Raw genomic sequence first — 14,203 nt, forward strand, 5'->3', positions numbered from 1 at the left:
GGCCGTTAAAGCTACTTTTAATACTTCTATAATAGGAGGCCATCTATACAATATCATACCGCCATGTCTAACTTTTGCCATTTACATTGTCATACAGAATATTCTTTATTAGATGGAGCTGCTAAGGTCACACGTTTAATAGCTGCCAATAAACAATTGGGCATGGATGCATTGGCCATTACCGACCATGGGAATATGTTTGGGGTCCCCCATTTTGTAGCGGCAGCTGCTAAGGAAGGGATAAAACCCATTATAGGATGTGAGTTTTATATGGCACCTGATCGGCACGATCATAAAGACAAAACCCGTTACCATCAGTTGTTGCTGGCTAAAAATGCAATAGGTTATCAAAATATTACCAAGTTATGCTCCTTAGGTTTTTTAGAAGGCTATTACTATAAACCACGTATTGATAAAGCTTTACTCAAACAGTATAAAGAAGGGTTAATTGCCACTACCTGTTGTTTAAGTGCAGAGATTCCTAAAACCATTATACGCCATGGTGAAGCAGCGGCAGAAAAGCTTTTTTTAGAATGGGTTGAGCTGTTTGGTGAAGATTACTACATAGAGCTACAAAGACATGGCATCAAAGAACAAGAAATCTGTAACGGCCTATTGCTCCGTTGGGCTAAAAAATATAATGTGAAAGTGATTGCCACCAACGATGTCCATTATGTTGCGCAACAGGACAGTCTTTCACAAGATGTATTGCTCTGCTTACAGACAGGAAAAGATTACAACGATCCCAATCGGATGCGTTTTAACAACGATCAATTTTTTTTAAAGTCACCAGAAGCAATGGCTTCAGTTTTTACAGATATACCAGAGGCCCTTACCAATACCCTAGCCTTGGTGGAAAAAGTAGAAACCGTTTCCTTAACACGTGATGTGCTGCTCCCTATTTTTAAACTTCCAAGTGGATTTTCAGATACCAATCTCTATCTAAGCCATTTGGCTTTTTCTGGAGCACATGCCAAGTATGGGACTATTCCTCTAGAGGTAGAGCACAGACTCAACTATGAATTGGCCATTATTGCCCAGACCGGTTTTGCTGGCTATTTTCTAATTGTACAAGACTTTATTCAGGCGGCTGTACAATTAGGTGTGGTGGTAGGGCCAGGTCGAGGGTCGGTAGCAGGCTCCCTAGTGGCTTTTTGCATCGGCATTACCAAAATAGATCCCATACGCTATAATCTGCTTTTTGAACGTTTTTTGAATCCAGAACGGGTTTCTATGCCTGATATAGACGTAGATTTTGATGATGAAGGACGTAAGAAAGTAATTGATTACGTGATTCAAAAATATGGTAAAAACCAAGTAGCCTCCATTATCACCTTTGGTAGTATGGCCGCTAAATCTGCCATACGGGATGTAGCCCGTGTGTTGGGGGTACCTTTGGCACGGGCCAACTATATGACCAAGTTGATACCCGATAAACTAGGGATTACCTTATCAGAAGCTTTTGAAGAAGTAAAAGAACTGGCTGAGCTTAAGAAAGCCCTTACCACACCAGAAGGTAACGTATTGGATTTAGCGGAAAGATTAGAAGGGTTGGTCCGCCATACAGGTATTCATGCAGCAGGCATCATCATAGCACCTCATGATATTGTGGAATATATTCCAGTAAAAACAGATAAAAATTCTGATTTATTGGTTACCCAATATGATGGGTCGGTACTTGAAGGAATCGGCATGCTAAAGATGGATTTCTTAGGCTTAAAGACGCTTAGTATTATTAAAGATACATTGCAATTGATCCAACAAAATAGAGCCATTTCCATAGATATAGATCTAATTCCATTAGATGACCCGATTACTTTTAAACTATATCAATCCGGTCATACAAAAGGGACCTTTCAATTTGAGTCAGAAGGGATGCGTCAATGGTTGATTAAACTGCAACCCACTACGATGGAAGAGTTGATTGCGATGAATGCGCTTTATAGGCCAGGCCCGATGCAGTTTATTCCTAATTTTATTGCCCGCAAACATGGTAAAGAAGCTATTGAATACCCTCATCCAATTTTAGAAACTATTCTAAAGCCCACTTATGGCATTATGATTTACCAAGAGCAAATCATACAAACTGCACAAGCCATGGCGGGTTATACCCTAGGTAGTGCAGATTTGCTGCGCAAGGCTATGGGGAAAAAAAATGCAACAGAAATGGCCAAACAGTGTGATATTTTCATAACGGGAGCGGCTCAAAAACATAAAATCCCTAAAGAAAAAGCATTGGCTATTTTTGAAATTATGGAAAAGTTTGCACAATATGGCTTTAATCGTTCACATGCAGCAGCCTATTCCCTCATTGCTTATCAAACGGCTTATTTAAAGGCCCACTACCCTACCGAATATATGGCCGCTGTATTAACCCATAACCAGGGTGATATTGAAAAAATTGCTTTTTTTATGGAAGAAAGTCGACAGCAAGGATTAGCTGTATTGGGCCCTGATATCAATGCCAGCCAAGTCAATTTTAGTGCAGGCCTCCATAAAGAAATAAGGTTTGGACTAGGCGCGATCAAAGGAACAAGCGAGGCAGCGGTCACTGCTATTATAGCAGCAAGAAAGGAAAAAGGAACGTTTAAAGATATTTTTGATTTTGTCGAATCCATTCATCTTAAAATCCTCAATAAAAAAACGATAGAATCACTTGCTTTATCGGGTGCTTTTGATAGCTTGAAGGGGTTACATAGAAGACAGTATCTCTATGAAGCATTGGGTAGCAGTTTTATAGAAAAATTGATCCAATATCGCAATCGTATACAAAAAGAACAGATAGAAGCTGCGCAGTCTCTTTTTGCAGCTAGTGGCTATAGTCAAGTTAAAAGGCCAGAACCCGTTGATTGTGACCCTTATCATCCATTGGAACAACTGCGTATAGAGAAAGAACTGGTTGGTTTTTATATTTCTGGCCATCCATTAGATCCATTTAAAATAGATATAGAAAGCTTTTGCAATGTAACTACACAAAATATACTAACTGCTAGTCGAAAAACTGTAACTATAGCAGGTATACTTACTGCTTCTACCATTAAGCAAAATGGTAAAGGAAATCCTTTTGCGCTAGTCACATTAGATGATTACCATGGATCGTTACATTTTGCACTTTTTGGGGAAGACTATTTAAAATACAAGCATCTATTAGAAGTTGGAAAATTACTTTTCCTTACTGGACATGTAGCCATACGTTATGGCAACCAAGAGGTGCAAACCTTTAAGCCCCGAACGATTAACCTATTGGAAGAGATACGGGAAAAAATGGCGAAAGGAATTCATTTAAAGCTGATGCAAGACCATATTAACCAACAGCTGGTAAACGAATTGGAAGCTTGCATCAAACGTTATCCAGGTAAATCTTTTATAAAGATATCCATTATAGATCATGAAGCCCAAATCACCATTCCAACCCTTTCTACCCTATACCGTGTGGAACCCACCAACGAACTATTTGGATTATTGCATGGCCTCTCTATAGATTTTTGCCTATGTACTTAGAGGACTGTCTCATCTGCAGTTGATTTTTCCTATTACCCCTAAAAGGTTCCTTTATGCAATCTTTTGGTAATACTCCGATCTATTGAACATTTTCACTGACTCTGTACTTGTCATATTACCCAATAAGGTTTGATTTTGTTCAGTTACATGATTTAAATTTATGTTGCTACAATATTCCATATTATCACCTATATACCTGAACTCTGGATTAGATTTTCATATTTGCGTATAAAGAAGCTTCTTTGAGTTTTAAATTTAGGTGATTGAAAATTACCTCTAAAAACTAAAGGAGCCGCTTATGAATGTAGACAAATTAGTAGAAATATATTATATGGTAGATGAGTTTTTAATAAAATTTATGCCTTATATGGAGAAAAAGCTGTTAACAGAGCCCACAAGAAAACCCACTAGAACTTGTTCTCTTAACTTAAGCGAAATAATGACTATACTAATTGCTTTTCATCTAATAGGTTTTAGAAATTTTAAGATGTATTATATTCATTTAGAGCAATTTCACTCAAGTGAGTTTAGAACATTAGTGAGCTATAATAGATTCATATCACTAGTAAAAAGAACGTTAGTTCCTATGTATTTCTTTACGCATAGTCTTTCTAAGACAAGAACAGGTTGTTATTTTATGGATTCAACAGCCATTAAAGTTTGTAAGGTACAAAGGGCTTGTTCTAACAAAGTATTTAAATCAATAGCTACTAAAGGTAAAACAACGACTGGCTGGTTTTTTGGGTTCAAGTTACATTTGATTGTAAATGATTTAGGTGAAATTATGAATTTTACACTTACCCCAGGTAGGGTCAAGGATAGATTCCCTGCAAAAAGTTTATGCAAAAATTTAATCGGTAAAGTATTCTCGGATAAAGGCTATATCAGCAAAGAATTATTTGAAAAACTTATGGAAAAAGGAATAGAGCTCATTACCCATATCAAGAAAAATATGAAAAATGCTTTTATGACATTATGGGATAAATTAATGCTTCGAAAGAGATCCATCATTGAAATCATTATCGATCAGCTTAAAAATATTAGCCAAATAGAACACTCTAGACACAGAAGCATACCTAATTTTATTGTCAATTTAATAGCTGGTATTACTGCTTATGGGCTAAAAGAGAAAAAACCGGCTATAGCTAATATATATACAACTGGTTTACAATAATTCTAATCCAGAGTTCAGGTATATAAGGGTATCTAGTCTACATGTATAACAATATTTGGATTATTTCAATAATAATTATAGATTCAGGTTGTTGTTGCCTTTAATTTATTGCTTTATTATTTTTCATCTATGGTATCATTTAAAGTTGGTTTTTTAATCTTCATAGTGCTATACATGATAGCAATGAATTACTTGTTGTTTCATTATGTAAGAGATAAGTACTTTCGTAAGTAAAATTCCATATTGTCATTGACGCTATAGTTCAGTACACCCTTTTACAGTGTTCCGTCACATTTTTAGTTAATTTTATATAGTCCGTTCTCTTGTTGGCTCTGTCGCGTCGTGTGTCGTAGATAAGTATTATCATGAAAAAAAAGGGATTGATAATAAAAGCTTCATATAAGATGAATGAAGGCCCTTCGAGATCGGATTTTAGGATCAGGTCTCAAACCACCTTAGGCGGCTGTCATTAAGACTGATGATCGCGAGCGCAAAAGGAAAATCTGGAAATAAATTCAGCAGGTTAGAATTAGAAAGATGAATAAAACTGAAATCTTGTAGACGTGTCGAGAAGAGCATACAAGATATGAAAAGTGGCATAGGACGCGATTCCATGATAAGTCTATAAGTTACCTGATTACTGTGTAGACGGTATTTTGTCAACTACCACTTTAGAAGAAATATTATAAACGTCAATTCTAGACTAGGGTGATTAGAAAAACAGCTTTAAAAAGCTCCTTTGTCTTGTAAATTTGGAAATGCAAAAAAACCAAATTAGCAAAGAAGCCTCTTAATGAATGTATCAAAATTAGTTGAAATATATTACGCTGTTGATGAATTTCTTATAAAATTTATACCTTATATGGTATCATTATCTCACATTCCGAACCAGAAAATATTTGCTTATTTAATTATTTTCTATTGATTAATAATGTTTTATAAGAATTATGATTTTTTAAAAAAAATGGTATGTTTTCTTATTTTTAGTTATAGAGTAAAAATTTTGCATTGAAAATCAGTTATCTAGAAATTAATTATAAATTAAGAAATTTTTATATTATTCTCATAACCAATGGAAAATTTGGTTCGGAATGTGAGATTATAGACCTTATCATTAAGTTTATGGCTAAAATACTCTTAACTTGACGTCTATGGTTCATTACACACTTCCCAGACTTCATTTTGCATTTCTCCTATCCTACAACGAACATGGACGCAATAGGACGCCAACATGGTTAAGCTACAGCCCTATTTTGATTTTGATCTTTATCGATATTATCAGATCCTCTTGCATCCCTATCATCTTCCGATAGTATAGTTGGGAGTACAATAGCATGGATTGGACTTTCCTGCATATTCTTCACATTTTCAAGATCATTTTGGTTATCCTCTTGTATCATAGAATGGTTATCATCATTTTGAAGTGGATTGTTATCAAAAGAATAAGACCATTCACTAACCAAATCTGATTGCTCATCAAATGGTAGCTCATCAACAGGAAAATCTTCATCTTCATCTTGATCGGGATAGGTATTACTACCTATATCAAAAGTATGGTCCCAGTCACCATAGGAAGATTCATCTTCATGACCATCACAATCAGTATTTTCTAACAAACCATTCGTTTGATCCGCTACGCTAGAAGTTTTAGCATGTTCTTTTAAATCATCTGTTAGGATCGGTATACTAGACGTTCCACCCCTTTGATCCGTTATGCTAGAAGTTTCAGCCCCTTCTAACAAATCATCTGTTTGGATTGGTATACTACACGTTTCAGACTCTTCCTCCAAACCATCTGTAGCTGCCACTACTGCTGCAGCCATCTTACTTGGATTTGAATCAGCTATTTGTTGTATAGCACCATTATAAACAGTCTCCCTATCTTGCTCCTCTTTTATAGAAGAAGAGCAACTAAAATAATCTGCTGATGGGTTATTTAATAATTTTAAATCAGGATGTAAACGATTTTGAATTGCTTTCGCACGAAAATCATTAATACCTCTATCGCAGTTAAAAGCAAGTAAAAATGTACCCATAGTAGATAAAAATAGGCTTCTGCTCATATTTCCTTTGCATATTAATTTTACTTTATTTATATTGCGGTGCATATGTAAATTTGTTTTGTTGTGAACAATAAAATTTTAAACCAGCCCCACATAAGCTAGGGTTTTTCTAACCGCCATTATGCAAATCGCATGGTGCCATTGGGTGAATAGTCTAGTCCATTTGCTATATGTAAGCTGGAATTAAAAACAAATGGATTAAAAGTGTATAATCTATAATATATAGCGCCCTATATAACACTGTATATAAAAACCATTACTTGTATAGAGAGTAGGCCGCAAGGGCGCTAATAGAAGAGGCTATATTAAATCCTCCCAAATAACCTAAAGCATCTAGAAAGTTCAACTTGTGCTTTATCTTCCGAGCGCACTACCTTTTATTCAAAAAGGCCATGGTTTAATAGTATTAAAAAAATTTAGAAGATACAAACTTATAATAAGCTTTTAGCTAAAATCTTGCCTAACGCTTCATAGGTCGGTTTTATAGCAGAAAAATTTTTAATGGTTTATCTGCCGATAAGCTATTACTTTTGGAAAGTGGCATCTCTAAATTTTTTCGATCGTATCTAGCAAAACGCCACACCATATAGCATAATAGTCAATCATATAATCCAAATAAGTCATCAAAAAATTCAAGGTATTGGCCAGATAAATTTTGTTTTAATATCACACATATCCTTTATCCTATTCGATTACTACCATGCATACCATTCACCTGCTCTCTGACTTACTGATTAATCAAATAGCAGCTGGAGAAGTAGTACAACGTCCTGCGTCTGTAGTCAAAGAACTACTAGATAATGCAATAGATGCAGGAAGCAAAAATATAAAAATTATTATAAAAGATGCTGGTAAACAACTTATTCAAGTGATTGACGATGGCATAGGAATGGATGAAATAGATGCTCGAATGTGTTTTGAAAAACATGCTACATCCAAAATTGTCCATACAGATGATTTATCTAAAATCCAAACCATGGGTTTTAGAGGAGAGGCGATGGCCTCTATTGCAGCAGTAGCACAGGTAGAAATGGAAACCCGTTTACACGAATCAACTACTGGAGTTTTCATTGCGATAGAGGGATCTAAAATCAAAAAACAAGAAGCAATTGCTACATCACCAGGCACTAAGATTAGTGTAAAAAATCTATTTTATAACGTTCCAGCACGAAGAAACTTTTTAAAATCTAATCCAGTAGAATTCAAACATATCCTAGAAGAAGTCCAACATGCAGCACTTGCTAGAACAGAAATTGGATGGAGACTCTACCACAATGATATAGAAATATATAACCTATCACCAGAAAAATTAAGCCATAGAATGGTGCATCTTTTTGGGGAAAGCTATAAAAAACAACTGATCCCCTGTAAAGAAACTACCAATATTGTGGTTATACAAGGCTATATCGGAAAACCAGAACAAGCAAAAAAAACAAGAGGGGAACAGTTTTTATTTGTAAACCAGCGCTTTGTAAAAAGTCCATTTTTAAATTACGCCATTAAACAGGCATACGATAGACTCTTAGCAACAGATAGTTTCCCCTTTTATGCCATCTATTTAACCATTGACCCTCAATTCATTGATATAAATGTACACCCTACTAAAACAGAAATTAAATTTCAAGATGAAAAAGCGCTTTATGCAATTTTGCAAGCAGCAATTAAAAAAAGTTTAGCTACCCATCATGTAGTCGATTCTTTAGATTTTGAACAAGATACTAATTTTTCTTTGCTCTGTTTTAGCAATCCTATCCAAGTAGGATCAGCCTCTACACATTCAACAAAAGAGCGAAATTATACACAATTTAAAGTAGATGGTTCTACTACATCCCTTACATCACCTAAAGATTGGCAAAGTTTATTTCCCGACCACAAAACAAATACTGAGGTTTCTTCTTTAAGTCAAAACATTGGAACGGTCCATTACGAAGATGGGGTAGGAAAATCTATACAGCTGTATACCAGCTATATTATAATTCAAGTACAGTCTGGTGCACTGTTAATTGATCAACAAGCTGCTCATGAACGGGTACTGTATGATAAGTTTATAGACCACTTTCAAAATAAAAATGGTGCATCTCAACAGTTACTTATGCCAGAATATCTAAGCTTAAACAGTGTAGATTATATGGTTCTATTAGACAATAAAGCTATTTTGCGTTCACTGGGCTTTATCATAGACCCATTTGGGGAATCTACTATTATTATTCATGGCTGTCCAGCTGAACTAAAACACCATTCACCAAAGCAATTATTGGAAGAAGTAATAGAACAATTTAAATGGAACAACAACAAGCAAAAATTAGAAATTTCAGAATGTTTTATCAGGGCATTGGCCAAAAAAGCTAGTATACCACATGGTATAAAATTAAGTGGAATCGAAATAGACGCACTGTTGGCACAACTATTTTCATCTACTAACACCATGTATACACCAGATGGAAGAAAAATATGTACAAAGTTATCAAAAGACAATTTGGTAAGTTTGCTTAAATAACCGCTGCATGGTATCGACCGATACCAATGGTGTAAAGAGAACCCAATCGTATTGTTTTTTTTGCTTATAAGAAATTAAGCAAAATATTAAATAGATTATAGAAAGCATGGTTGAACAGCTACACGGCGTATACGTAAACTACATACAATCCTATGCGTTATAGAAACATTGATCCAAATCTATTCATAAAGAATAGAAAAAAATTGGAACCCTATCTTTATCCCAATAGCTTGGTAGTGTTACATGCCAATGATCTAATGGCCAAAAATACAGATCGCACAATGCCATTTGTGCAAAATAGTGATCTTTTTTATCTTTCTGGTATTGACCAAGAAGAGACTATTCTCCTTCTGTATCCAGATGCCATTAAAATGGAATGGAAAGAAATTTTATTTATCAAAGAAACAAATCCGGTATTGGCTGTTTGGGAAGGAAACAAGTATACTAAAGAAGAAGCAAGCTGTGTAAGTGGGATTGTGACTGTGCACTGGTTGAGTGAATTTAAGCGAATTTTTCATACCCTAATGGGTTTGACCGATCAGATATATCTTAATACGAATGAACATGCAAGAGCAAACTCCCCTATAGCTACTAGAGACAGACGTTTTATTAGCTGGTGCCAGCACCAATACCCCTTGCATGCATATGCACGGCTAGCGCCGATTATGCAAAAACTACGTGGGGTAAAAGATGAAATAGAAATTGCCCTTATACAAACGGCTTGCGACATTACAGCGGATGGATTTCTATCTACTATACCAATGGTCCATTCTGGATTAATGGAGTATGAAATAGAAGCATTGCTCTCATATGAGTTTCTTCGGAGGGGCTCAAGGGGATTTGCTTATGCGCCTATTATTGCCAGTGGTGTAGATAGTTGCATTTTACACTATACCAAGAATGATAAGCGTTGCCCACCAGGCGAATTATTATTGATGGATATAGGTGCAGAATATGCTAATTATTCTGCTGATATAACACGCGTTATACCTATTGATGGAAAATTCACAACCAGACAACGAAAAGTATATAATGGTGTACTACGCATATTACAAGCTGCAGAAAGGCTACTGCGGCCAGGGTTATCCTTTTCAGATTATCATAACGCAATTGGTGGGTGGGTAGAAGAAGAACTGGTTGCACTTAACCTTATAAAGGTTGCAGATATTAAAAACCAGCCTAAAGAGGCACCAGCTTACAGAAAATATTTCATGCATGGCATCTCGCATCATCTCGGACTGAGCACACATGACCTAGGCGATACCCATGGTCTGATTTTACCCAATATGGTTTTAACAATAGAACCAGGTATTTATATTAAGGAAGAAAAAATAGGTATACGATTAGAAAATAATGTAGTAATCACAACAGATGGCGTTCAAAATTTAACAGAAAATATTCCTATAGAAGCCGAAGCAATAGAGGCTTTAATGTGTAAAAAATTAGACTAATTCATAGAAAAAGAATAAAAACTTTATATTAGACTTTCTTTTGATAAAAATAGCATAAAATGGTTTGTAAAACTTTTACCTTTAGGCTAAAGAACTGGTCTAAAGTAGGTCTTGAAACTGCTTTTTGCCAGTATATGAAATGGATGCCAAAAAGTATAAAAACCACTAGTAATCTGTTCTGTAAGGCAGCCCATTAGCACCTCTCCTACCCTATCCAGCAAAACGGACTTTTTGCTGTAGCTTACAGAACAGAATGACCTATAACAATTTTTTAGACATTACGACTTCTTGCTTGCGCTACCTGCCTCCTAATCTTATCTACTTCACTACCATATCGCTGCTTGTTGATAGAGTCCCTTACCATACCGCGCAGTTTAGCACCAAGTTGCTTGCTGATTACACAGCTATCCTCAACTTCATCAATTTCGCGGACGATAGTAGCAAGCTGTTGAATAGTTAAGCAGCTAGGTAATGTTTCTAACATATACTTAAACATCTGCTTTTCCTGAATAGATACAGTTGGAATTTGGACCTTACTGTTATGCCATAAGGCTGAAAAATCCCTATGTTTAGGTAAATAACTACACTGAAATACAGAATAGCCTTTGTTATTCGCTTTAAACAATGCTGCAACTGCCTGATCTCTACCGGAACGATCTACTATTTGATCCAATAATAGTTTAAAGCCATTTTTCTTTTTAATACGGGCAGCTAAGTGTAGCGGTGTTCTTCCTTTATTATCTTGGCTCGCTAAAGCTTCTACAGGAAGTTTATTTACCAGCAACAGTAGTATATCCTTAGGCAAATACTTCACTGCTACATGGAGCGGTGTCATACCTATTTTATCTTTTTGATATAGATCTTCATTAGGAAGCTTATGGATCAAGCGTGCGGTAGCATCAATCAACTGACGTCTCATACATATATGCAATAGTGTCATGCCATTTTCATCTTTGGCACGTAAAGCTTGTGCAGGAAATATATCCACCAACAACATAAGTAAATCCTTCCGTCCATCGAGCATCGTAAGATCTAACGGCGTTCTTCCCCTGTTATCTTTGACCAATAAATCCTCTTGAAGCAAATGGGCCACCAACGCCCTTACTCCAGGGATCCATCCATTTATAATAGCTAAATGGAGCGGCGTCATACCTGTTTCCCGATCTGCAGTGGTGATATCTATATCCTGATGTGCCAATAAAAAATAAAATATTTTTTCATGCTTACACTTAAGCGCCCACACAAGTGAAGTTAAACCATTCCCCAGTGCATTGGGATCTATACTTTTACCATGCAATAAGGATTTAACGGAGACTAAGTCACCTTTACTGATGGCATTGCGTAAAGCGTTTCGCCCATTTAAATCAGGTGCGTGCTGGAAAAGTGTATCACGTGTCTTGCACTGCAGCTGTTTGAATGTATCAACGTCCCTATATGCATCTAATAACAAATAGTCAATAGAACGTGGTTTATTAAGATCCGTAAATCCTTGACGTTGACCACTTATGCAAGAGGAAAGTTGTAAAGCAGCTAAAAATGAAAACGTTGTAACTCGTTTTAATAAGGAGTTAGAGTGCTTAATATGACTAAATTGTTTTAAATTTTTATTCATTTTTTTGTTTTTTTTATAAAAATTACAAGGAACAATAGTATACTATGGTTCCTGGATTAGCAATAGATCCTTTTCTATACTTAATTAAGATAATCTGCTTTTATAAAACAAATAGGCATCAACAAAGCTGTAACCTACAGCGCAATAGCTGATTGAAAATTTCAACTTAGGCTGTTACTTCTTGTTATTTTAAGCAAAAAATTGGCCTAAGCATATAAAGCCAATAAAGGCAGCGACTGTTTGTTACAAACAAGTTATACCCCCCTCACTCAAATATAGCATCACTTAGTTAGTAATACAAATCTAAACGCTCTACCAACTGAAGTTCAGAAGGCTTTATTGGATAATATAAATAAAAAATATAGAATACTTTAGTAGGCATCCAAACTACTACTTACTGAGACTAAACAGCCAGTCTATCGTTTCTTATTTTTTATTTAAGAAACGAGCAAAAGCATTACGCCCTTCATAACTTACTTTATCTCTTAAATCAGATTCAATACGCAATAAACGATTGTATTTGGCCACTCGATCTGTACGACAAACTGCACCTGTTTTAATCTGCCCAACCCCCGTTCCAACAACTAGATCAGCAATCGTAGTATCCTCTGTTTCTCCAGACCGATGGGAAATAATAGCAGCATAGTGGGCTTTTATGGTCAGCGCAATAGTTTGCAAAGTCTCTGTTAAACTTCCTATTTGATTGTATTTAATCAACACTGCATTAGCTAAATTTTTCTCTATGCCTTTCTTTACTAGGTCTGGATGGGTGACAAATAGATCATCCCCTACCAATTGCACCCGTTCACCCAATTCTTGGGTTAGTTGATTCCAACCCATATAATCTGCTTCAGCCATACCATCTTCTATACTTAGAATAGGATATTGATCTACTAAATCTACCAAATAAGCTACCCATTCGGATCTAGTAAACTGCTTGTTTTCTATATAATAAAATCCGTCTGGATGATACCATCCAGTACTGGCAACATCTAAACCCAAATAGATATCTTCACCAGGGGTATAACCAGCTTGGATAACGGCTTCTAAAATAGATTCAATCGCCTCTGTAGTTCTATATAAATTAGGAGCAAAGCCACCTTCATCGCCCACATTTGTACTTAACCCTTTTTGCTTAAAAGAATGTTTTAAAACATGAAAAATTTCTACACCTGCACGTAATGCTTCACTAAAAGAACTAAATCCTAAGGGTAGAATCATAAACTCTTGCATAGCAAGCGGATTATCTGCATGCAAACCGCCATTTATAATATTCATCATAGGCACTGGCATTCTATAAGCCACATTCGATGGCCCACCTACTAAATTAGAAAAGTATTGATATAAAGGTTGTCGGAAATGTAAAGCAGCTGCTTTAGCAATTGCTAAAGAAACAGCTAAAATAGCATTAGCACCCAAATGCTGCTTATTGGACGAACCGTCAAGGGCTATCATTAAGCTATCCAAACCGACTTGATCATCAATATTTTTACCAACTAAATTTGTACCAATGATGGTTTGTATATGTTCGACTGCTTGTAACACCCCTTTTCCATGATAACGCTTGACATCTAGATCTCTTAGTTCTAATGCTTCAAGGGAACCTGTAGAAGCACCAGAGGGCACACTGGCATATCCTGTTTCCCCTGATACTAGATGTACTTCAGCTGCTATGGTTGGATGACCACGGGAATCTAAAATTTCATACGCCTTAATGGCACGAATCTTTGACATCTTTACTATTTTAAATTAAAAAAGTTTTGTCGCTTTTAGCTTTTATAAATATTTTTATGGATATTTCAGAAAAATTAACCTTTGCCGCTAACAAATATATATCATAATGTTACAAATCTCTATATCAATCATTATGGGCAATTCTAAATTAAAAGTCTTTCTAGAATTATA

7 protein-coding genes are annotated in these 14,203 nt (G+C 35.7%); 4 read left to right on the plus strand and 3 right to left on the minus strand.

Going from position 1 to position 14,203, the window contains the following annotated elements; translation table 11 throughout:
• Positions 1-63: 63 nt before the first annotated feature.
• Together dnaE and CHV_RS01875 are read left to right on the plus strand one after the other, a co-directional pair.
• Positions 64-3,501, plus strand: a complete 3,438-nt coding sequence (dnaE, locus tag CHV_RS01870; RefSeq protein ID WP_034576735.1) for a DNA polymerase III subunit alpha — start codon at positions 64-66, stop codon at positions 3,499-3,501.
• A 298-nt stretch (positions 3,502-3,799) separates the two neighbouring features.
• Positions 3,800-4,675 (plus strand): IS982-like element ISCca1 family transposase, encoded by an 876-nt coding sequence (locus CHV_RS01875; protein ID WP_034576736.1) that lies wholly within the window; start codon positions 3,800-3,802, stop codon positions 4,673-4,675.
• Between the two features lie 1,235 nt (positions 4,676-5,910).
• Here CHV_RS01875 and CHV_RS01880 read toward each other — a convergent pair.
• The gene (locus CHV_RS01880; RefSeq protein WP_130721320.1) at positions 5,911-6,711 is read right to left on the minus strand and encodes a hypothetical protein; all 801 of its coding nucleotides are present in this window, start codon (positions 6,709-6,711) and stop codon (positions 5,911-5,913) included.
• A 727-nt stretch (positions 6,712-7,438) separates the two neighbouring features.
• On the opposite strand from CHV_RS01880, the gene mutL reads away from it, so the two are divergent.
• Both mutL and CHV_RS01890 read left to right on the plus strand, forming a co-directional pair.
• Positions 7,439-9,235, plus strand: a complete 1,797-nt coding sequence (mutL, locus tag CHV_RS01885) for a DNA mismatch repair endonuclease MutL (RefSeq protein WP_034576742.1) — start codon at positions 7,439-7,441, stop codon at positions 9,233-9,235.
• 152 nt (positions 9,236-9,387) lie between these two features.
• Positions 9,388-10,686, plus strand: a complete 1,299-nt coding sequence (locus CHV_RS01890; protein WP_034576744.1) for an aminopeptidase P family protein — start codon at positions 9,388-9,390, stop codon at positions 10,684-10,686.
• A 271-nt stretch (positions 10,687-10,957) separates the two neighbouring features.
• Here the strand turns inward: CHV_RS01890 and CHV_RS01895 are convergent, their stop codons facing one another.
• The gene (locus CHV_RS01895) at positions 10,958-12,298 is read right to left on the minus strand and encodes an ankyrin repeat domain-containing protein (RefSeq protein ID WP_034576747.1); all 1,341 of its coding nucleotides are present in this window, start codon (positions 12,296-12,298) and stop codon (positions 10,958-10,960) included.
• Positions 12,299-12,724: 426 nt separating this feature from the next.
• A complete protein-coding gene (eno, locus tag CHV_RS01900) occupies positions 12,725-14,032 on the minus strand; it encodes a phosphopyruvate hydratase (RefSeq protein ID WP_034576749.1) in 1,308 nt (435 codons plus the stop codon).
• Between the last annotated feature and the right edge of the window lie 171 nt (positions 14,033-14,203).

It is taken from the genome of Cardinium endosymbiont cBtQ1 of Bemisia tabaci, assembly GCF_000689375.1.
Classification (GTDB): domain Bacteria; phylum Bacteroidota; class Bacteroidia; order Cytophagales; family Amoebophilaceae; genus Cardinium.

Bases quoted from the DNA above. Each gene is read 5' to 3' on its own strand.
- dnaE (WP_034576735.1), top strand. From the start codon at position 64: ATGTCTAACTTTTGCCATTTACATTGTCATACAGAATATTCTTTATTA.
- CHV_RS01875 (WP_034576736.1), top strand. From the start codon at position 3,800: ATGAATGTAGACAAATTAGTAGAAATATATTATATGGTAGATGAGTTT.
- CHV_RS01880 (WP_130721320.1), bottom strand. From the start codon at position 6,711: ATGGGTACATTTTTACTTGCTTTTAACTGCGATAGAGGTATTAATGAT.
- mutL (WP_034576742.1), top strand. From the start codon at position 7,439: ATGCATACCATTCACCTGCTCTCTGACTTACTGATTAATCAAATAGCA.
- CHV_RS01890 (WP_034576744.1), top strand. From the start codon at position 9,388: ATGCGTTATAGAAACATTGATCCAAATCTATTCATAAAGAATAGAAAA.
- CHV_RS01895 (WP_034576747.1), bottom strand. From the start codon at position 12,298: ATGAATAAAAATTTAAAACAATTTAGTCATATTAAGCACTCTAACTCC.
- eno (WP_034576749.1), bottom strand. From the start codon at position 14,032: ATGTCAAAGATTCGTGCCATTAAGGCGTATGAAATTTTAGATTCCCGT.